This is a genomic window from Streptomyces sp. 6N223 (genome assembly GCF_052246635.1).
In the GTDB taxonomy this organism is placed as follows: domain Bacteria; phylum Actinomycetota; class Actinomycetes; order Streptomycetales; family Streptomycetaceae; genus Streptomyces.
The window spans coordinates 91624-112468 of record NZ_JBQQCA010000019.1 but is presented as its reverse complement, the minus strand read 5'-3'; the positions used below and the strand labels follow the sequence as shown (position 1 = coordinate 112468).

Genomic DNA, 20845 nt, shown 5'->3' with positions numbered 1-20845 from the left:
CCCCCCCCCCCCACCCCCTCATCCCACATGGGACTACGCGCGGATCAGCGAGCGCAGCACGTACTGCATGATGCCGCCGTTGCGGTAGTAGTCCGCCTCACCGGGCGTGTCGATGCGGACCGTTGCGTCGAACTCGATGCCGGTTTCCGTCGTCACCCTGACCGTGGCGGGGATCTCGCTGTCGTTCAGGGCGGTGATGCCGGAGATGCGGTAGGTCTCCTCGCCCGTCAGGCCGAGGGAGACGGCGCTCTGGCCGGCGGGGAACTGCAGCGGCAGCACGCCCATGCCGATGAGGTTGGAGCGGTGGATGCGCTCGAAGGACTCGGCGATGACGGCGCGCACGCCGAGCAGCGCCGTGCCCTTGGCCGCCCAGTCGCGGGAGGAGCCGGAGCCGTACTCCTTGCCCGCCAGCACCACCAGCGGCACGCCCGCCGCCTGGTAGTTGCGGGAGGCGTCGTAGATGAACGACACCGGGCCGCCCTCGCGGGTGAAGTCGCGGGTGTAGCCGCCCTCCGTGCCGGGCGCGATCTGGTTGCGCAGCCGGATGTTGGCGAAGGTGCCGCGGATCATCACCTCGTGGTTGCCGCGGCGCGAGCCGTAGGAGTTGAAGTCGCGGCGCGTGACGCCGTGCTCCGTGAGGTACTGACCGGCCGGGGTGTCGGCCTTGATCGCGCCCGCCGGCGAGATGTGGTCGGTGGTGACCGAGTCGCCGAGCCGGGCGAGCACCCGGGCGCCGTCGATGTCGGTCACCGGCTCCGGGTCCATCCGCATGCCGTCGAAGTACGGGGGCTTGCGCACGTACGTGGAGTCCGGGTCCCACTCGAAGGTGTCGCCGGTGGGGATGGGCAGCCCGTTCCACTGCGCGCCGCCGGCGAAGACGTCGGCGTAGCTCTGGCCGAACATCTCCTGGCCGATGGCGGAGGCGACGACCTCCTCCACCTCCTGCTCGCTGGGCCAGATCTCGCTCAGGTAGACCGGCTTGCCGTCGGAGTCGGTGCCCAGCGGCTCCGTGGTGATGTCGACCTTCATCGAGCCGGCGATGGCGTACGCGACGACCAGCGGCGGCGAGGCGAGGTAGTTCATCTTCACGTCGGGGTTGATCCGGCCCTCGAAGTTGCGGTTGCCGGAGAGCACGGAGACCACGGCGAGGTCGTTGTCGTTGACGGCCTTGGAGACCTCCTCCGGCAGCGGGCCGGAGTTGCCGATGCAGGTGGTGCAGCCGTACCCGACGAGGTTGAAGCCCAGCTTGTCGAGGTACGGGGTGAGGCCGGCGCGGTCGTAGTAGTCCATGACGACCTTGGAGCCGGGCGCGAGCGTCGTCTTGACCCACGGCTTGCGCGTGAGGCCGCGCTCCACCGCCTTCTTCGCCAGCAGCGCGGCGCCGACCATCACCGAGGGGTTGGAGGTGTTGGTGCAGGAGGTGATGGCGGCGACGGTGACCGCTCCGTGGTCGAGCTCGAAGCGGGTGCCGTCGGCCATGGTCACGGGGATGGCCCTGCTGGGCACGCCGTTGGAGACGGCCGGGGAGTCGGAGGCGGGGAAGGACTCCTTGCTCGCCTCGTCCTCGTCGACGACGGCGACGTAGTCGCGCACGTCGTGGGCGAACTTCCGCTTGGCCTCGGCGAGCGCGATCCGGTCCTGCGGCCGCTTCGGCCCGGCGATCGAGGGCACGACGGTGGACAGGTCCAGCTCCAGGTACTCGGAGTACTCCGCCTCCTGTGCCGGGTCGTGCCACAGGCCCTGTTCCTTGGTGTATGCCTCGACGAGGGCGAGCTGCTGCGGGTCGCGGCCGGTGAGGCGCAGGTAGCTGATGGTCTCGGCGTCGATGGGGAAGGTGGCGGCGGTCGAGCCGAACTCCGGCGACATGTTGCCGATGGTGGCGCGGTTGGCCAGCGGCACGGCGGCCACGCCCTCGCCGTAGAACTCCACGAGCTTCCCGACGACGCCGTGCCTGCGCAGCATCTCGGTGATGGTGAGCACCAGGTCGGTGGCGGTGGTGCCGGTGGGCAGCTCGCCGGTGAGCTTGAAGCCGACGACGCGCGGGATCAGCATGGAGACCGGCTGGCCGAGCATGGCGGCCTCGGCCTCGATGCCGCCGACGCCCCAGCCCAGCACGCCGAGGCCGTTGACCATGGTGGTGTGCGAGTCGGTGCCGACGAGCGTGTCGGGGTACGCCTGTCCGCCGCGCACCATCACGACGCGCGCCAGGTGCTCGATGTTGACCTGGTGGACGATGCCGGTGCCGGGCGGCACGACCTTGAACTCGTCGAACGCCGTCTGGCCCCAGCGCAGGAACTGGTACCGCTCGCGGTTGCGTCCGTACTCCAGCTCGACGTTGACCTGGAAGGAGTCAGGCGTGCCGAACTTGTCGGCGATGACCGAGTGGTCGATGACGAGCTCGGCCGGGGCGAGGGGGTTGATGCGGGCCGGGTCGCCGCCCAGCTCGCGGACGGCCTCGCGCATGGTGGCCAGGTCCACCACGCACGGCACGCCGGTGAAGTCCTGCATGATCACCCGCGCCGGCGTGAACTGGATCTCGCGGCTGGGCTGGGCGCTCGGATCCCAGCCGCCCAGCGCCCGGATGTGATCGGCGGTGATGTTGGCCCCGTCCTCGGTGCGGAGCAGGTTCTCCAGCAGCACCTTCAGGCTGTACGGCAGCCGGGCGGCGCCCGGCACCTCCGCCAGCCTGAAGATCTCGTACGACTCGTCGCCCACCCGCAGGGTGCTGCGGGCGCCGAAGCTGTTGGCCGACACGGCTGTCTCCTTCAGTGCATGATTCACGCGTGCTCACCGCAATCCTGCCGCGCAGCGTGTGCCGCGGCTCGCTGAGGTGACCCTTATCTGCGCGCCTGAGCGTCTGATCGTCTGATCGTTCTGAGTTATCTCGATGTCGAGATAACTCTAACGCATCGGCAGCCCCCGTCACCCCCGGCGGGGCCCGCGCGCCGCGTCGGGCGCCCTCGGGTGGCCGGCCCCGCGGAGCGGGGGTACGGTCGTGAACACCGCGCCGGGCGGAAGCACCCCCCGGCGAGACACCCGTCCCCGCCCCCGGCGGGCCGTCCCACTCACTCGAACGGCCCCCCATGGGGGGCGTCATCTCATATCTGAGATAGAGTCGAGCACATGACCGACGACTACCTCGCCCGTATCGGACAGCTCATCCGCGACGCGCGCCAGCATCGCGGCTGGACCCAACTCCAGCTCGCGGAGGCCCTGTCCACCAGTCAGAGCGCCATCAACCGCATCGAGCGGGGGAATCAGAACATCAGTCTTGAGATGATCGCCCGCATCGGCGAGGCGCTCGACAGCGAGATCGTCTCGCTCGGATACGCGGGCCCGATGCACCTGCGGGTCGTCGGCGGCCGTCGGCTCTCGGGCAGCATCGACGTCAAGACCAGCAAGAACGCCGCCGTCGCGCTGCTGTGCGCCTCCCTGCTCAACTCCGGGCGCACGCTGCTGCGCAAGGTCGCCCGGATCGAGGAGGTCTTCCGGATCCTGGAGGTGCTCAACTCCATCGGCGTCCGCAGCCGCTGGATCAACGACGGCGCCGACCTGGAGATCGTGCCCCCGGCCGAGCTGGACCTGGACGCCATCGACCAGGAGGCGGCGCGCCGCACCCGCAGCATCATCATGTTCCTCGGGCCCCTGCTGCACCGCATGGACGCCTTCAAGATCCCCTACGCCGGCGGCTGCGACCTCGGCACCCGCACCGTCGAGCCGCACATGATGGCGCTCCGCCGCTTCGGCCTGGAGGTCACGGCGACCGAGGGCATGTACCACGCCACGGTGAACCCGCAGATCACCCCCGGCCGGCCCATCGTGCTGACCGAGCGCGGCGACACCGTCACCGAGAACGCGCTGCTGGCCGCCGCCCGGCACGACGGCGTCACGGTGATCCGCAACGCCTCCTCCAACTACATGGTCCAGGACCTGTGCTTCTTCCTGGAGCAGCTCGGCGTGCGGATCGAGGGCGTGGGCACCACGACGCTGACGGTGCACGGCGTTCCGGAGATCGACCGCGACGTGGACTACTCCCCGTCCGAGGACCCGGTGGAGGCGATGAGCCTGATCGCCGCCGCGCTGGTGACCGAGTCGCAGCTCACGATCCGCCGGGTGCCCATGGAGTTCCTGGAGATCGAGCTGGCGGTGCTGGAGGGCATGGGGCTCGACCACGACCTCGGCCCCGAGTACGCCGCGGACAACGGCCGCACCCGGCTGGCGGACCTGACCGTGCGGCCCTCCAAGCTGGAGGCGCCCATCGACAAGATCCACCCGATGCCGTTCCCGGGGCTGAACATCGACAACGCCCCCTTCTTCGCCGCGATCGCCGCCTCCGCCCACGGCTCGACGCTGATCCACGACTGGGTCTACGACAACCGCGCGATCTACCTGACCGACCTCAACCGGCTGGGCGGGCGGCTGCAGCTGCTCGACCCGCACCGGGTGCTGGTCGAGGGGCCGACGCGCTGGCGGGCGGCGGAGATGATGTGCCCGCCAGCGCTGCGCCCGGCCGTGGTGGTGCTGCTGGCGATGATGGCCGCGGAGGGTACCTCGGTGCTGCGGAACGTCTACGTCATCAACCGCGGCTACGAGGATCTGGCCGAGCGGCTGAACTCGGTCGGCGCGCAGATCGAGACCTTCCGCGATATCTGAGGCATCTGAGGCATATCAGGCGCAGATGGCTCACGCGGGCTGGGGCTGGGACTGAGGCGGGGCTGCCAGCGGGAGCAGGCCGCCCAGCGCCCGGTCCGTCACCACCTCCTCGGTCTCCCGGTCCACGACGCTGACGCGGACCACGTGCCCCTGCGCGTGGTCCAGGTCGGCGGCGGCGTCCAGGGCGAAGATGACCGACACAGGCCGCTCACGGCCGCCCTCGCGGTGGGTGCCGGTGTAGTGCAGGATCCGCCAGCCGTCCTCGTCCCAGTGCTCGATCAGCCCGGAGCGCACGACCGGGGACGCGGCCTGGAACGCCAGGGAGCGCTCCAGCAGCTCCACCGAGGCCGCCACCGGGACCGCGCCGTCCTCGCGGCGCGCCCGGGGCAGCGGGTGCCCGGCCACGCGCAGCCGCAGCCGCCGGAACGCCAGCCGCCAGCGGCGTTCCGGCCCGGCCGACAGGTACACCAGGCCCGCCGCGCCCGCGGCCAGCAGCGCCGCCGCGGCCAGGGGGCGGTCGGCCGCCTCGCGCCACCAGGGCTCGGCGGCCCCGGCGGCGACCGCCCCGCCGAGCGCGACCGCCCCGGCCCGGGCGAAGGAGTGCCAGGTGACGGGGGTGTCGTCGCCGGCCGAGCAGCCGCAGGAGGACTCGGGCTGGGCCGCCCTGGCGTAGCCGAGGTACGCCAGGAAGCCGGCGCCGAGCGCTGCCGTGGCGGCGCCGGGCAGGGTGGCGGCGGGGGCCGCCAGCAGGGCGGCGGCCAGCAGCACCTCGGCCGCGCCCGTGGCACGCAGCACGAGCGTGGCGCAGCGCGGGCCGCGCACCAGGCGGGGCAGGGCGGTGCGTGCGGCCTGGGCGGGCAGCGACCGGCTCAGCAGCTTGCCGGCGCCGGTCCAGGCCAGGAGCCCGCCGAGCAGCGGCGGGATGAGACTCGCTACGAGGGTCATGTCGTCCTCTCCCCTGCCCTCTCAGTGCCCGACCGTGACGCGGACCAGATCGATGGAGTCGTCGGCGGGCCGCCAGGCGCCGAGCACCTGGGCGGGCTGGCCGATGCGCAGCCGGGACAGGTCGGAGGTGAGCGCGCTGCCCGCGTAGGAGGCGGCGGTGTCGGGCAGCGTCCTGCCGACGAGCTCGTGGTTGCCGTGGGAGAGGTGGATCCGGTCCCTCTGGATGCCGCGGATGGTGGTGTAGAGGTTGACGATGTTCACCCACACCGCGTCGGCGGCGATGGTGCCGTCCGGCATCTCGACGCCCCGGGCGTACAGGCCGTCCCCGACCTCGACGGCGTCGGCGGTGGTGGGGCGGACCTTCCAGATGCTGGTGGCGTTGGTGAGCTGGATGCGGTGGCGTTCGCCGCGGGAGCCGGTGACGTGGAGCAGGGTGCCGCGGATGGCGTTGATCCGGCCCTCGGCGAAGGAGGTCTGGGCGATGGCCGGGTCCAGGGAGGGGGTGGGCTGGGCGAAGGCGGCGTCGGCGTCGAGGGCGCCGAGCGCGGAGGCGCCGACGATGGTGGCACCGCCCACGGCGGCGGAGGTGAGGAAGGCGCGGCGGCCGACGCTGGCGGTGGTCCGGGGTGCGGTCACGATGGTCTCCTCGGCTCGGTCACTCGGTGATGACCACGGGCAGCAGGCCGGAGCTGAGGCTGCCGATGGCGGAGAAGGCGGCGGGGGTGAGGTCGAGCACGCGGTTGACGCGGCAGGTGCCGCCGCAGCAGATCTGCTCGCCGCAGAAGCTCTTGGTGCGCGGGCCGCAGTCGGCCACGGTGACGCAGACGGTGGCTCCGGAACACTGATGTCTGACGTTCATGACCGAGCCGCAGCCGCGCCGGACGATGCCGGTCTCGCCGCACAGGTCGGGCCTGGTGATGTCCCAGCACGCCTGCGAGGTGTTGGGCCAGGCGGCGTGGTTGGCGGCGGAGCTGCAGTTGCCGCAGGCGCCGCCGCCGGCGGAGCCGCAGGGGCCCCAGGCGGCGCCACAGCAGAACCACGTCGTTTCCCCGGCCCAGAGCGGGGTGGTGGAGCAAGCCACGGTGATCTCCCTTTCGTGAGGAGCGGGACGGTGCGCTGTCCTCAGCACCGCTGGAGTCTGACCTGCTCATGACATCCTCGTGCGCATCCCTGATCGCATTCCTGATGGCATCCCAGAGCCTCCGAGGCGTGTCTACGCGCATCACGTCCAGGCCGCGCGGGGCACGCCCGGATGGGGTGATGAGGGCGGGGAGACTTCCTCCTGGTGCCGGCGAGATGCTGGGGGGACGTCAAGGCAGTGCAGGCGGAGCGTCGAACGGGCATATCATCCCCGCTCCGAGATGCGAGCGCCAGAGGGCCAGGCATCCGCCATTGGTCCACGCTGTGATGGTTCCGGGGGGGTGTTGAAGAGAACGAGCGTGGGTGATACTCGATGGAGCGGGAAAGGGACAAGAACCGGTCTCGCTTCGCCATCGATCCGATCAATCGCGTGACGGGGCATGACCCGGGGGTCCCCGGGGGACATTGATCCCAGGGAACGGTCAACCGCCTGGCTGTGCTGAGGAGTTCCGCGATGGACCAAGCTCTGAACAACACGGTGGACGAGACGCTGGACAGCAGGACGGCCCGGCGGACGCGGATGCTCTTCGCGGTGACCTTCTGTCTGGCCGTGCTCGCCTCGCCGGTGTTCGTGCTGTACGAACTGCTCCTGGGCACGCTCGGCCTGGTGGCCCTCGGCATGCTCGCCCGGGTGAGGGAGGGCGGCGGCACGATGACGGCCACCGTGATCGCCGCGGGCATGCTGGCCGGCAGCCTGCCGTACCTGCTGACGGCGGCGTTCGTCTCCTGAGAGGGCCGGCCGGGTCCTGAGGGGCGGTCAGCCCTCGTCGAAGCGCAGCTCGACCCGGTCGTGCACCGGGCGGTAGCCGATCCGCTGGTAGATGGCGTTGCTGGTGGGGTTGGCCACGTCCGTGAAGAGCACCATCTCGGCGGCGCCCCGGCTCAGCGCGCGGCGGGTCGCCTCGACCGTCACCGCCGCGGCGTAGCCCCGCCCCCGGTGCTCGGGCGGCGTGTAGACGGCGTAGATCCGCGACGAGCCCGCGACGCACTGGCTGGCGGCGGCCATCGACACCGGCCTGCCGTCGTGCTCCCAGAGGGTGAGGCCCTCGCGGGCGAGCCACTCGTCGACCCGCCGGTGCGCCGGGGACGCGGGCTGCCCGGCCTCCCGCGTGAAGCGCTCCACCCACCCGGCGACCACCTCGCGGTCCGGCTCGGCGATCGGCCTGGCCCGCCCCGGCGGCGGCACCGGGGGCGCGAGCCGCTCCAGGCGGTACAGGCGGGTGCGCAGGCCGGGCGTGGGGCCGCGGCCGGCGCGCTCCCGCCAGGCGGCCACGAAGGGCGGAACGGCCGACGACTCCAGGTCGATGCCGGTGCCCGGCGGGAAGGCGGCCAGCAGCTCCGCGAGGGGCGCGACCGCTTCCGGCGGCAGCGGGCTGACGTGCATCCGGTGCGGCGGCGTCTGCATCAGCGCCCCGGTGATCGCCCCCGAGGGCGAGCGCCAGTGGCCGAAGCGGGGAGGGTCGTCCCCGTAGAGGTGCGGCCCCCGGGAGCTGAGCGCGTCCGAGACGGTCAGCAGGATCGTGTGCGCGGCGGGGCGCGACCTGAGGAACGCCCCCGCCTCGGCCAGCCACGCGCGGACGTCCGGCGCCAGTGTCCAGGACATGGCGGCATCATCGCCGCGAGGGCTGCCCGGCCGCACCTGATTTCGGCGGGGCAGCCGGCCGGGGCGCCGGCCGGAGCCGCGGCCCGTCCGAGCTGGGACCCGGACGTAGCCTGGATGTGTGTACGCGCGACGGCGTCGCCGGTACTTCGTGCTGATGAGTCTCTGCCTGGGGCTGTTCATCGGCGCGTGGGGCTTCGTGCGGCTGTGGTCGGTGCCGCTGGCGATCGCGATGTGCCTGGTCGCGGCGGCCATCCCGCCGATCGCGGCGATCACCGCCAACCGGCGCGAGCCCGACGACCGCTGGTGGGACGAGCGCTAGCACCGGGGCGCCGGGCCGCTACTCCTCCCACCACCAGGGCAGGTCCTGGATCTCGTGGACGCACAGCACCGCGAAGAGGATCCCGGCGCCCAGCAGCACGGCGTTGCTGAGGTGCCCGTTGCGCCACTCGCGCGGGGTGCGGTCGGTGTTCAGCATCCAGAACAGGGTCAGCGCGAGGAACGGCATGAACAGCGCGCCGATCACCCCGTAGGCGAGGGTCAGCCCGACGGGCTGCTCGTTGAAGAGCAGGATCATCGGCGGGAAGGTCAGCCACAGCACGTACGCCCGGAAGGGCCAGGACCCCTCGCGCTCGCCGCGCGCCACGTCGGTCGCGGAGCCGGCGCCGGGCTCCTCGCGCAGGCGGGCGACGAAGTCGGCGAAGAGCAGGCTCACGCCGTGCCAGACGCCGATGACCGAGGTGAACGCGGCGGCGAAGAAGCCGATGAGGAAGAGATTGCTGGTGGCGGTGCCGAAGCGCTGCTCCAGCACGTCGCCGATATCGAGCAGGCCCTGGTTGCTGTCGTCCAGCGCGACGCTGCCGGCGTGCAGCAGCTCGGCGCCGACGATCAGCATGGCGATGACGAAGATGCCGGTCGCGATGTAGGCGACGCGGTTGTCCAGCCGCATCGTCGCCATCCAGCGGGGGGTGGTCCAGCCCTTGGAGTTGACCCAGTAGCCGTACGCGGCGAGGGTGATCGTGCCGCCGACGCCGCCCATCAGGCTGAGGGTGTAGATCACGGAGCCGTCGGGGAGGGTGGGCCACAGCCCGGTGGCCAGCTCGCCGAGGTCGGGCGTGACGCGGACGGCGAGGACGACGACCACCACGAACATGACGCCGACGAGGACCGTCATGACCTTCTCGATCACGGCGTAGCGGTTGAACCACACGCAGACCAGGCCGAGCAGGCCGCACAGCACGCCCCAGGTGCGGTAGCCGGGCCCGTCGGGGAAGAGCTCTTCCAGCGGCAGGCCGCTGGCCGCCATCGCCGTGCCCCCGTAGACGAAGCCCCAGACGAGCACGTAGATCGCGAAGTACCAGGTGGTCCAGGCGCCGAGGGAGCGCCATCCGTCGAAGATCGTCGTGCCGGTGGCCAGGTGCCACCGGCCGGTGGCCTCGGCGAGCGAGATCTTGATCAGGCAGCCGACGACCGCCGCCCACAGCAGGGTGTACCCGTACCGCTCGCCCGCGACGCTGGTCGCCACCAGGTCGCCCGCGCCGACGCCGGTCGCGGCGACGACCAGGCCGGGTCCTATCAACCGCCACCGGGTTCTGGGGAGTTGCGGCTCTTCGCGCGTCTTCGACACGAGGGAAATGCTGCCCAGCGCCGCACGCCCCACACCCGGCGTTCGAACGCCCGAGCGGGCAGGACCCAGCCGGGTCGGGCGGGGGGCGGGGGCGGTGTCCGCCGTCCGCGTCGGAATCCCGCGCGACAGCCCGGGGCGGCGGCTGATGGACTGCGCCCATGAGCCAACCCATGACCGACATCGCGCGCCACTTCCACAGCCTGCACCGCGCCGGGTCCCCCCTGGTGCTGCCCAACGCCTGGGACGCCGCCAGCGCCCGGATCGTCGAGGCGGCCGGGGCCCCGGCCATCGCCACCACCAGCTCCGGCGTCGCCTGGAGCCTCGGCGCGGCCGACGGCGACCGGCTCGGCCGCGACCCGGCGCTCGGACTGATCGCGCGCGTGGCCGCGGCCGTGCGGGTCCCGGTGACCGCCGACATCGAGAGCGGCTTCGCGCACGACCCGGCCGGGGTGGGCGAGACCGTGCGCGGCGTGGTGGCGGCGGGCGCGGTCGGCGTCAACCTGGAGGACACGCACCACGGCGGCCCGGCCCCGCTGCGCGAGGTCGCCGACCAGGCCGCCCGGCTCGCCGCCGCGCGCCGGGCGGCGGACGGCGAGGGCGTTCCGCTCTACGTCAACGCCCGCGTGGACACCTTCCTGCGCGGCGCCGGGGCCGGGGCCGACCCCGCCGGGCTGCTGCGGGCGACGCTGGAGCGGGCGACGGCGTATCTGGCCGCGGGGGCGGACGGCGTCTTCGTCCCGGGCGTCACGGACCCGGCGCTGGTCTCGGCGCTGGCGGAGGGCATCGACGCCCCGCTCAACGTGCTGGCGGGCCCGGGCGCCCCGCCCGTCGCCGAGCTGGCGGCGGCAGGGGCGGCCAGGATCAGCGTGGGCTCGGCCCTCGCCGACGCGGCGTACGCCCTCGCCGACCGCGCCGCGCGGGAGCTGCTCGGCAAGGGCACGTACGAGGCGCTCGCCGACGGCGTCGGCTTCCAGCGGCTCAACTCCCTCATGCTCGGAGACGAAAAGCGGTAGGCGCACCCCCCGGGTCAGGCGATACTCGGACGGGTGTTCCTGACGATATCCACCACCGGCACCTCCGACCGACCCGCCACCGACCTCGGCTTCCTGCTGCACAAGCATCCCGACAGGGCCCAGGAGTTCAGCGTCTCCTCCGGCACCGCGCACGTCTTCTACCCGGAGGCGCACGCCGAGCGGTGCACGGCGGCGCTGCTGCTGGACGTCGACCCCGTGAGCCTGGTGCGGGGGCGCGGCGCGCGGCTGGCGCAGTACGTCAACGACCGCCCGTACGCCGCGTCCTCGTTGCTGGCGGTGGCGCTGGCGAAGGTCTTCTCCACCGCGATGAAGGGCCAGTGCGCGGCGCGGCCCGAACTCCCCGCGGTGGCACTGCCCTTGCGGGTCGAGGTGCCCGCGCTCCCCGCCCGGGGCGGCGCCGAGATGGTGCGGCGGCTGTTCACGCCGCTGGGCTGGACCGTCGCCGCCGGGACGGTGGCGCTGGACGAGCGCTTCCCCGCGTGGGGCGACTCCCGCTACGTCCGCCTGACCCTGGAGGGCCCGGCCCGGCTGGCCGACGCCCTGCGCCAGCTGTACGTGCTGCTGCCGGTGCTGGACGCCAGCAAGCACTACTGGATGGCCCCCGACGAGGTGGACAAGCTCCTGCGCGCCGGCGAGGGCTGGCTGGAGCGCCACCCCGAGCAGCGCCTGATCGTCGGCCGCTACCTGGCGCACCGCGGCGCGCTGACCCGGCAGGCGTTCGAACGCCTCGAACTCGCCCGCCTCGCCGAGTCGGACGACGCGGAGCCGGAGGAGCTGGACAACGCGGTGGAGGACGTGGAGGAGGCGGAGAAGGCGGAGGAGGGTCTCGCCGACGACGGGACGTCCCTCGCCCCCGAGGGGGCCGCCGGCGCGGCCGGCGCGGCCGATGCGGCCGCCGCCGAACCGGCGGAGCCCGCCGTGCCGCTGGGCGTGCGGCGGCGCGAGGCGATCGTCGCGGCGTTGCGCGACTGCGCGGCCGCCCGCGTGCTCGACCTCGGGTGCGGTGACGGACAGCTGCTCGGCGTGCTGCGCAAGGAGCGGGCCATCGCCGAGATCGTCGGCGTCGACGTGTCGGTGCGGGCGCTCCAGATCGCCCGCAGGCGGCTGCGGCTCGACCGGGTGCCGGAGCGGCAGCGGGACCGGATCACGCTGCTGCAGGGCTCGCTCGTCTACACCGACTCCCGCCTCTCCGGCTACGACGCCGCCGTGCTCAGCGAGGTGATCGAGCACGTGGACCCGCCCCGGCTGCCCGCCCTGGAGTACGCCGTGTTCGGCGGCGCCCGCCCCGCCACCGTCGTCGTGACGACCCCGAACGTCGAGTACAACGTCCGCTGGGAGTCGCTGCCCGCCGGCGAGACCCGGCACGCCGATCACCGCTTCGAGTGGAGCCGCGCCGAGTTCCGGGCCTGGGCGGACACGGCGGCCGAACGCTACGGCTACGCCGTGTCCTTCCGCCCCGTCGGCCCGGAGGACCCCGAGGTCGGGCCGCCGACCCAGCTCGCGCTCTTCACGCTCAACGACCCGAAGGAGGCCGCCGCATGACGGCCCTCGCCGTGCCCGATCTCTCCCTCGTCGTGCTGATCGGCACCACCGGCTCCGGCAAGTCCACCTTCGCGCGGCGCCACTTCCTGCCCACGCAGGTCATCTCCTCCGACGTCTGCCGCGGCATGGTCGCCGACGACGAGAACGACCAGTCGGCCACCCCGGAGGCGTTCGAGCTGCTCCACTACATCGTCGGCAAGCGGCTCGCCGCCGGGCGGCTGACGGTCGTGGACGCCACCAACGTGCAGCGCGAGTCCCGCCGCCAGCTCGTCCAGCTCGCGCGCGAGCACGACGTGCTGCCGGTGGCGATCGTCCTCGACATCCCCGAGCGGCTGTGCGCCGAGCGCAACGCCGCCCGACCCGAGCGGGCCGCCATGCCCGCCCACGTGATCCCCCGCCACCGCCGCGAGCTGCGCCGCTCGCTGAAGGGCCTGGAGCGCGAGGGCTTCCGCAAGGTGCACCTCCTGCGCGGCGTCGAGGAGGCGGAGGCGGCCACCATCAGCCTGGAGCGCCGCTACAACGACCTGGCGCACCTGACCGGCCCGTTCGACCTCATCGGGGACGTCCACGGCTGCCGCTCCGAGCTGGAGGCGCTGCTGTCGGGCCCGCTGGGCTACGCCATCGAGCGCGACGAGGCGGGCCGAGCGGTGGGCGCCCGGCACCCCGAGGGCCGCACCGCCGTCTTCCTCGGCGACCTGGTCGACCGGGGCCCGGACTCCCCCGGCGTGCTGCGGCTGGTGATGGGCATGGTCGCGGCGGGCACCGCGCTCGCCGTGCCGGGCAACCACGAGAACAAGCTGGGCCGGTACCTCAGGGGCCGCAAGGTGCAGCTCACGCACGGCCTGGCCGAGACCGTGGAGCAGCTCGACCGGGAGGGCGAGAGGGATCCGGAGTTCCGCGGGCGGGTGGCGGCGTTCGTCGACTCGCTCATCAGCCACTACGTGCTGGACGGCGGCAGGCTGGTGGTCTGCCACGCGGGGCTGCCCGAGAAGTACCACGGGCGCACCTCGGGCCGGGTCCGCTCGCACGCGCTGTACGGCGACACCACCGGCGAGACCGACGAGTTCGGGCTGCCCATCCGCTACCCGTGGGCCGAGGACTACCGGGGCCGGGCGGCCGTCGTCTACGGCCACACCCCCGTCCCGGAGGCGTCCTGGCTGAACAACACGATCTGCCTGGACACCGGCTGCGTCTTCGGCGGCGCGCTGACCGCGCTGCGCTGGCCGGAGCGGGAACTGGTGGACGTCCGCGCCGAGCGCGAGTGGTACGAGCCGGTGCGGCCGCTGACCGCCGGCACCCCCGGGGCGGCGACCGGCCGCCCGCTCGACCTGGGCGACGTGCACGGCCGCCGCGTAGTGGTCACCCGCCACGCCGGGCGGATCTCGGTGCGCGAGGAGAACGCCGCGGCGGCGCTGGAGGTGATGAGCCGCTTCGCCGTCGACCCCCGGCTGCTGCCCTACCTGCCGCCCACCATGGCGCCGTGCGCCACCTCCGCCGAGGAGGGCTACCTGGAGCACCCCGCCGAGGCGTTCGCCGCCTACCGGGACGCGGGCGTGCGCGAGGTGGTGTGCGAGGAGAAGCACATGGGCTCGCGGGCGGTGGCGCTGGTGTGCCGCGACGAGGCGACCGCCGCCAAGCGCTTCGACGCCCCGCCGGGGGTGCGCGGCGCGCTCTACACCCGCACCGGGCGGCCGTTCTTCGCCGACGAGGCGCTGACGGGCCGTCTGCTGGACCGGGTCGCCGCCGGCGTCGGGCGGGCCGGGCTGTGGGAGGAGCTGGGCAGCGACTGGCTGCTGCTGGACGCCGAGCTGATGCCCTGGTCGCTGAAGGCCGGGGCGCTGCTGCGCACCCAGTACGCCGCCGTGGGCGCGGCGGCTGGCGCGGCGTTCCCCGGCGCGCTGGCGGCGCTTCAGGCGGCGGCCGCGCGGGGCGTGCCGCTGGACGGGCTGCTGGCGCGGCAGCGGGAGCGCGCGGCGGACGCGGCGGCGTTCACCGAGGCGTACCGGCGCTACTGCTGGACCACGGGAGAGAACGACGACGCCCTGGCGGGCGTGCGGCTGGCGCCGTTCCAGATCCTCGCCGCCGAGGGCCGGAGCCTGGCCGCGCTCCCCCACGACGAGCAGCTCGCGCTGATCGACCGGATGGTGGGCCAGGACGAGGGGCTGCTGGCGCCGACGCGGCGGCTGCTGGTGGACACCGGCGACGAGGCCTCCGTGCGGTCGGGCACCTACTGGTGGCTGGCGCTGACCGAGGAGGGCGGCGAGGGCATGGTCGTCAAGCCGCGCGCGGCGTACGTGCGGGGCGCGGGCGACCGGCTCGTGCAGCCGGGCATCAAGTGCCGTGGCCGGGAGTACCTGCGGATCATCTACGGCCCGGAGTACACCCGCCCCGAGCACCTGAGGCGGCTGCGGGAGCGGCACCTGGGCCACAAGAGGTCGCTGGCGCTGCGCGAGTACGCCCTGGGCCTGGAGGCGCTGGACCGGCTGGCCGAGGGCGAGCCGCTGTGGCGGGTGCACGAGGCGGTGTTCGCGGTGCTGGCGCTGGAGTCGGAGCCGGTCGACCCCCGCCTGTGACGCCTTGGACGGGCACGTTGTGCGGGTCGTGGGGACGCGCTGAGTATTGACGCGACAGCGGCGCGTCCCTACGGTCCTACGGTGCTTCCCGCTGGCGATGGGAGAGCGGGAGGTGCGTCGCGGGATGAGTCTCTTCGGGCAGGACCGGCCCTTCCTGGACGCGCTGCCGCGCGAGGACCGGCGCGCGCTCATCGCCTCGGGCACGCCGCGCTCCTACGCGCCGGGGGAGGTGGTGGTGCGGGAGCGCGACACCTCCACCTTCGTGCTGGCCATACTCGCCGGCTGGTCGGTGGTGTCGGTGGAGACCGAGCGCGGCGCCCGGCTGATCCTGGCGCTGCGCGGCAGGGGCGAGGTGATCGGCGACCTGGCCGCCGTGGACCAGCACCCGCGCAGCGCCACGGTCACGGCGCTCGGCGCGCTGCACGGCGTGGTGCTGCCGGGCGAGCGGTTCCGCCGCTTCCTCTCGGCACGGCCGGTCGCCACGCAGCTCATCATGCGCCAGCTCAGCTCCCGGCTGCGCAGCGCCGACGGCGAACGCCGCTCGCTGGCGTCGGAGACGGTGCTGCAACGCCTGTCCGCCCGGCTGGTGGAGCTGGTGGAGCGGGCCGGGCGGGCCACGCCCGAGGGCGTGGTGGTCGATCTGCCGCTGCCGCAGCACGACCTGGCCTCGGCCATCGGCGCCACGCGGGAGGCGGTGGCCAAGGCGCTGCGGCTGCTGCGGGCGCAGGGCCTGGTGGAGACCGGGCCGCGGCGGCTGGTCGTCACCGACACCGGCGTGCTGCGGCTGCTGGCGGGCGGCCACGGCGAGGCCGGATGACGCCGGAGCGAGGGCCGGTGGCGACCGATGACGACCGATGCCGACCGATACCGACAGTGTGACGCCATATCACGAATGATTTCCGGCCGTTGTGTAAACGGCTACACCGCTGAGCGCGCGACGGGTCCAGTCTGTCGTGTGTTCACGTGGTTTCGGCGAGGAGTAGACGTGACCGACCCTGGCGTGCCGGCGGTGTACCGGCTCGTTGTCTGCGGCGATGTCAAGGATTCGGGCCGGCTGGCGCTGCGGGCCAAGCTGCGCATGCGGGAGTCCCTGTACCAGGTGTTCCAGGACGCGCTCGACGTGGTCGGTGTCGGCGAGGAGATGGTCGACATGGACGACCGGGGCGACGGGCTGCTGCTGGCGTTCAGCCCCGAGGTGCCGCCCGCGCTGATGGCGGGCGCGTGGCTGGAGGAGATCCGGCAGGGGCTGCTGGAGCGCAACACCTGGCTGCGCGACCCGCTGCGGATGCGGATCGCGATGCACCAGGGCCCGGTCTCGCACGACGGCCGGGGGCTGGTGGGCCGGGCGGTGGACCTGACGTGCCGGCTGTGCGACTGCGAGCCGGCGCGCCGGATCCTGGACGCCGCCGACGGCCGGGACCTGGTGTTCGTCGTCTCGGGGGCGTTCCACGAGGCGGTGATCGCCCAGAGCGAGGGCGAGCGGTTCGTGGAGCCGGACAGCTACCGCCCGAGCCGGGTGTCGGTGAAGGAGACCGACGAGATCGCGTGGTTCCGCGTGCCCGGACTGCCGGTGCCGCCTGATGTCGCGGGGGACATCGTGACGGGGGGAGGCGGCACCGGCTTGCGCTCTGGCTCCGGCGGGCCTGGGGAGGGGGCCGGCCCGCCGGAGCCGGAGGGCGAGACGCGGGAGGCAAGGGCGGTGGCGGAGAGGACGGAAGAGCAGGCGGAGACGAACGGCGCGGGCGCCGGGGCGGCGACGTTCCACATCGACGTGCGCGAGGGCGACAGCAACGTCGTCTCCGCCCACTCCATCACCGGCGGCGTCACCATCAACAACCACGGCGATTCGGGCCGGAAACGGAGGAGGACACGCGGTGAGTGAGGAGGCCACGGGCGACGCCGCGGGGGGCGGCCGTACCCCCGGCAACGGGGACGACGGCGGCGAGGGCAGCGGCGGCGGCAACGGGCAGGACGCGGACGACGGCAGGCGCCGCGCGGCGCGGGGCGGGCGGTTCGCCGCCGCCGCGCACGCCGCGCAGGAGGTCCCCAGGGGCGGCGCGGCCGCGGCGGGCGCGGTCCACGCGGTGCGGCAGGCCCGCGCCGCCTACGCCGCCTCGCGCGGCGCCCTCACGCTGGCGGACGGCGGGCGCGTCGACGGCGCCCGGCCCGGCGAGGCCGGTCCCGCGCCGCTCCCCGGCCCGGTGCCCGCCGAGGAACTGCGCCACCTGCGGCGGGTGTTCGCCCGCCCCCCGGAGTACGCCCAGCTGCTGGACGCGCTGCGGCGGCGCCGGGTGCTGGCGTTGTGCGGCGAGCCGGGCAGCGGGCGCGGCCTGGCCGCGCTGGCGCTGCTGGACGAGGTGGCCCACGGCGCCGTGGCGCGTCTCGACCCGCGCACCGACCTCGCCACGCTCGCCGAGGCGTCGGTCAAGGAGGGCCACGGCTACTGCCTGGAGCTGACGGGCGAGGAGCCGACGGCCGCGCGCGGGCCCCAGCTCGACCGGCTCGGCGCGCTCCTGGCCGAGCGGGACGCCCACCTGGTGCTGGTGGTGGACGCCGGCGACGCCGCCGACGAGCTGCTGCGCGGGCGGGACGGGCGGCTGTTCCTGCCCCCGCCGGGCGAGGAGGTGCTGGCCCGGCACCTGGTGGCGCTGCTGGCCGACGCCGACGAGGAGACCCGCGCCCGCGCGCGGCGCACCGCGGAACGCCGGGATGTCGCCGATGCCCTGGGCCTGGACGAGCTGCGGCCCGGCGAGGCGGTGGCGCTGGCGGGGCTGCTGGCCCGGCACGCCACGGGCGCGCTGAGCGACGCCGGACTCCTCGCGGAGTGCGAGCGCTTCGCGCCCCGCCAGGCGGCGGCGTGGTTCGCGGGCGCCGGGAGCGGCGCCGCCCGGGCGGCGGCGCCGGCCGGCCTGCGCCCGGCGGCGTTCCGCATCGGGCTCGCGGTCTACGACGGCGCGCCCCACAGCGTCGCCGCCGAGGCCGCCGAGACGCTGACCTGGGAGATGGCCACCACTCTCGACCCCGAACGCCCTCCGGGGCGGCCGCTGTTCAGCGATGACCTGCGGGCGGTGCTGACCGCCGCACGCGCCGAGCTGGCCGACGGGGACGTGTGGCTCGGCGACGACCGGCTGCCGGTGCGGACCGTGCGCTTCGCGGGGCGCGGCCTGCCCTGGGCGGTGCTGTCGCGGGTGTGGGAGTGGCACCACAACGCGCGCGGCCCGGTGTGCCGGTGGCTGCGGGCGCAGTGCGACGACCCCCGCCCGCTGGCCTGGGTGCCCGCCGCGATGGCCGCCGGGGCGCTGTGCGCGCTGGACTTCCCGTACGCCCAGGCCGAGCTGATCGCCCCGCTGGCCGCCTCGGACTCCGGAACGCAGCGGCTGGCCGCCGCCACCGCGCTCGCGCACACCGTGGCGCGGGACGCCAGGCTGCGGCCGGTGGTGCGCTCGCTGGTGGCCGAGTGGGCGCGGGGGGACGACGAGCTGCTGCTCAGCACGGCGGCGTTGACCCACGGCTACGGCACGGTGGCCGGGTCGGTCGCGCGCTCGCTGGACGCGCTCGGCCCGATGGCGGAGTGGGTGGCGGGCGGGGAGCTGCTGCGGGACGCGGCGTTCGGCGTGGCGCGGCTGGCCGCCGGGCACGAGCCGGAGACGGTGCTGCGGCGGATCGGCGCGTGGCTCGACGACCGGCGGGGCAGCCGCGACGACCTTGCGCTGCTGGCCGTCGTGCGGCTCGCCGGGAGCCGGACGTGGGAGCTGTGGGGCCTGGAGGAGCCGGCGGAGTCGGCTGAGCCGGCGGCGCGGCAGGGCTGGCCGCTGCTGCCCGCGCTGCTTGCCGCGCACCCCGCGCAGGCCCCGCTGCTGGCCGACCTGGTGGGCCGCGGCCTGGCCGCGACCCGCTCCCGCGACGCCGTGCTGTCCGGCCTGACCACGTGGATCCGCGCGGCGGACGAGAGCGGCGAGCTGCTGGACCGGCTGTGCGCCTTCCTGCCGGAGCTGGCGGCGACCGCCCCGGCCAACGCCCGCCACCTGCGGTCGCGCGTAGCGCGGCTCACCGACGACCCGGACGGGCCGCTCGGCGCGGCCACGGCCACCCGCGTGACCGCGGCGCTCGCCGGTTGACGTCCGGGGCCCGCGCCCGCCCACGGGCGGCAGGCCACGGCCCGCACCCTTGGAGTGAACAGTGAACAGTGAACGGGGTCAGTGGGCGAAGCTCTGCCCGAAGTAGGTGCCGGTCCAGAAGATGTCCAGCCCCTCCACCCCTCTCGCCGGGGCCCCGAGCGCCGCCGGGCCGAACGTCGTCGCGTTCGCCGCCACCGGCCCGTCCGCCGCGCCGCCGAAGACCCACACCGCACCCGCCTGACGGTCGCCGTCCCTCTCGCCGGGCGCGCCCGCCGCCAGCTCGGGGTGGCCGTCGCCGTCGACGTCCCCCAGCCACAGCGCTGTCCCGAAGCGGTCCAGCGGCTCCCCGGCGTCCGGAACGCCGGGCGCGTCCTGGTCGAAGACCTGCGGGTCACCACCGGTCAGCCCGTCCTCGCCGCCCAGCAGCACGGCGAGCGCGCCCGCGTCCGACACCTGGCCCGTCCGCTCCCCCGGGATGCCGACGGCGAGGTCCACGTGCCCGTCGCCGTTCACGTCCGCCGCCGCCAGCGCCGCCCCGAACTCGTCGCCGCTCGCGCCGTCGAGCCCCACCGTCTCCTGGCTGATCGTCTCGGCACGGTCGACCGGCCCGGACTCGGAGCCGCGCAGCACGCGCAGCTCCCCCTCCTGGGTCTCATACGCCTCCGAGACCTCTCCGACGTCGCGGACGACGAGGTCGCCGATGCCGTCCCCGTCGACGTCGGCGACGACGCCGTTCAGGCTGTAGGCGTTGACGTCGCGGCCCTCCTCCCAGCCCCGCAGGCCGCACTCGTCGCTGGGGAAGAAGCGGCCCCGCCACTGCATCTCCTCGAACGCCTGGCTGGTGACGAGGTCGTCCCGCCCGTCGCCGGTCAGGTCGCCCACGATCACGTCCTGCGGGGTCGGGCTGTCGCCGAAGCTCGTGCCGCCGAAGGAGTCGGTCCTGCGCGCCTCGCCGTCGCGGGTCAGCGGCCCGTACAGCGCGGTCAGGCCCCCGCCATCGAGCCCGCCGGCACCCCAGAGGTTGCCCATCAGCAGGTCCGCCTGGCCGTCCCCGTCGAAGTCGCCGCCGCGCAGGCCGCTGCCGCCCGGCATCATGGTCCCGGCCGCGAGGCCCTCGGCCGAGCCCCACAGCACGGCTGTCCTGGACGGCATGGAGGCGTCGTCGCCCGAGACGGTCACCGCCAGGTCGCTGAAGCCGTCGCCGTCGAGATCGCGGGCGACCGGGCTGGTGCCGAACTCCGACCCCCGGGCCGCCAGCTCGCCGAGCGCGCCCTCGGTGGCGCGGCTGATGACCTGGGGGCGGCCGGTGTCGGGGCCGGACCGCGAGCCGTAGACCACGGAGACGGCGCCCGCCCGCTCCACGCCGTCCACGGTGCTCAGCGGGGCCGGGATCGCGAGGTCGGCGTGGCCGTCGCCGTTGAAGTCGGGGATCTCCGCCTCGGCCTCGCGCACCTCGTCGGAACACTCCCCGGAGGCCCCGTCCGACTCCGACTCCGACTCCGACCCGCAGGCCGCCAGGGGCGTGGCCACCAGCGCCGCGATGGCGACGGCGAGGCGCGCTTTCCTTAAGTCTTTGTGAATCATGGGTGACATCCTCCCTGACGTCCTCCCCT

16 protein-coding genes are annotated in these 20845 nt (G+C 74.3%); 9 read left to right on the top strand and 7 right to left on the bottom strand.

Features of this window, described 5'->3' with window-relative positions; genetic code table 11:
• Positions 1 to 33 precede the first annotated feature (33 nt).
• On the bottom strand, positions 34 to 2754 hold the full coding sequence (acnA, locus tag ACTWQH_RS14690; protein WP_443286957.1) for an aconitate hydratase AcnA: 2721 nt from the start codon (positions 2752 to 2754) through the stop codon (positions 34 to 36).
• A 369-nt stretch (positions 2755 to 3123) separates the two neighbouring features.
• Between acnA and ACTWQH_RS14685 the strand changes: the two genes are divergently transcribed.
• Entirely contained in the window at positions 3124 to 4653 is a 1530-nt protein-coding gene (locus ACTWQH_RS14685) for a UDP-N-acetylglucosamine 1-carboxyvinyltransferase (RefSeq protein WP_443286956.1), read from the top strand.
• A gap of 30 nt (positions 4654 to 4683) precedes the next feature.
• Here the strand turns inward: ACTWQH_RS14685 and ACTWQH_RS14680 are convergent, their stop codons facing one another.
• The 3 genes from ACTWQH_RS14680 to ACTWQH_RS14670 are packed head-to-tail and all read right to left on the bottom strand — an operon-like array spanning position 4684 to position 6679.
• Entirely contained in the window at positions 4684 to 5598 is a 915-nt protein-coding gene (locus ACTWQH_RS14680; RefSeq protein ID WP_443286955.1) for a MauE/DoxX family redox-associated membrane protein, read from the bottom strand.
• 21 nt (positions 5599 to 5619) lie between these two features.
• Positions 5620 to 6234 carry a cell wall protein gene (locus tag ACTWQH_RS14675; RefSeq protein WP_443286954.1) on the bottom strand — a complete coding sequence of 205 codons (615 nt, stop codon included), beginning with the start codon at positions 6232 to 6234 and terminating at the stop codon, positions 5620 to 5622.
• A gap of 19 nt (positions 6235 to 6253) precedes the next feature.
• Positions 6254 to 6679 (bottom strand): hypothetical protein, encoded by a 426-nt coding sequence (locus ACTWQH_RS14670; protein ID WP_443286953.1) that lies wholly within the window; start codon positions 6677 to 6679, stop codon positions 6254 to 6256.
• Between the two features lie 513 nt (positions 6680 to 7192).
• Between ACTWQH_RS14670 and ACTWQH_RS14665 the strand changes: the two genes are divergently transcribed.
• Entirely contained in the window at positions 7193 to 7468 is a 276-nt protein-coding gene (locus tag ACTWQH_RS14665; protein ID WP_443286952.1) for a hypothetical protein, read from the top strand.
• A gap of 27 nt (positions 7469 to 7495) precedes the next feature.
• Here the strand turns inward: ACTWQH_RS14665 and ACTWQH_RS14660 are convergent, their stop codons facing one another.
• Positions 7496 to 8341, bottom strand: a complete 846-nt coding sequence (locus ACTWQH_RS14660; protein ID WP_443286951.1) for a GNAT family N-acetyltransferase — start codon at positions 8339 to 8341, stop codon at positions 7496 to 7498.
• Between the two features lie 118 nt (positions 8342 to 8459).
• Between ACTWQH_RS14660 and ACTWQH_RS14655 the strand changes: the two genes are divergently transcribed.
• Positions 8460 to 8660, top strand: coding sequence for a DUF3099 domain-containing protein (locus tag ACTWQH_RS14655; RefSeq protein WP_443286950.1), 201 nt, complete (start codon positions 8460 to 8462; stop codon positions 8658 to 8660).
• Positions 8661 to 8678: 18 nt separating this feature from the next.
• Here ACTWQH_RS14655 and ACTWQH_RS14650 read toward each other — a convergent pair whose 3' ends face one another.
• Positions 8679 to 9974 (bottom strand): Nramp family divalent metal transporter, encoded by a 1296-nt coding sequence (locus ACTWQH_RS14650; RefSeq protein WP_443286963.1) that lies wholly within the window; start codon positions 9972 to 9974, stop codon positions 8679 to 8681.
• 149 nt (positions 9975 to 10123) lie between these two features.
• Between ACTWQH_RS14650 and ACTWQH_RS14645 the strand changes: the two genes are divergently transcribed.
• From ACTWQH_RS14645 to ACTWQH_RS14620, 6 genes are all read left to right on the top strand, one after another.
• Complete coding sequence (locus tag ACTWQH_RS14645) at positions 10124 to 10978, top strand: isocitrate lyase/PEP mutase family protein (RefSeq protein WP_443286949.1); 855 nt, start codon at positions 10124 to 10126, stop codon at positions 10976 to 10978.
• Positions 10979 to 11011: 33 nt separating this feature from the next.
• Positions 11012 to 12541, top strand: coding sequence for a 3' terminal RNA ribose 2'-O-methyltransferase Hen1 (locus ACTWQH_RS14640; protein WP_443286948.1), 1530 nt, complete (start codon positions 11012 to 11014; stop codon positions 12539 to 12541).
• On the top strand, positions 12538 to 15114 hold the full coding sequence (locus ACTWQH_RS14635) for a polynucleotide kinase-phosphatase (RefSeq protein ID WP_443286947.1): 2577 nt from the start codon (positions 12538 to 12540) through the stop codon (positions 15112 to 15114). Before ACTWQH_RS14640 ends, ACTWQH_RS14635 begins: the two co-directional genes overlap by 4 nt.
• 124 nt (positions 15115 to 15238) lie before the next feature.
• Positions 15239 to 15931 (top strand): Crp/Fnr family transcriptional regulator, encoded by a 693-nt coding sequence (locus tag ACTWQH_RS14630; protein WP_443286946.1) that lies wholly within the window; start codon positions 15239 to 15241, stop codon positions 15929 to 15931.
• A 168-nt stretch (positions 15932 to 16099) separates the two neighbouring features.
• The gene (locus tag ACTWQH_RS14625) at positions 16100 to 16996 is read left to right on the top strand and encodes a hypothetical protein (RefSeq protein ID WP_443286945.1); all 897 of its coding nucleotides are present in this window, start codon (positions 16100 to 16102) and stop codon (positions 16994 to 16996) included.
• A complete protein-coding gene (locus ACTWQH_RS14620; RefSeq protein WP_443286944.1) occupies positions 16989 to 19232 on the top strand; it encodes a hypothetical protein in 2244 nt (747 codons plus the stop codon). The genes ACTWQH_RS14625 and ACTWQH_RS14620 overlap by 8 nt, the downstream gene beginning before the upstream one ends.
• Positions 19233 to 19310: 78 nt before the next feature.
• On the opposite strand, the gene ACTWQH_RS14615 is transcribed toward ACTWQH_RS14620, so the two are convergent.
• Positions 19311 to 20816, bottom strand: a complete 1506-nt coding sequence (locus tag ACTWQH_RS14615; RefSeq protein ID WP_443286943.1) for a hypothetical protein — start codon at positions 20814 to 20816, stop codon at positions 19311 to 19313.
• Positions 20817 to 20845: the final 29 nt, after the last annotated feature.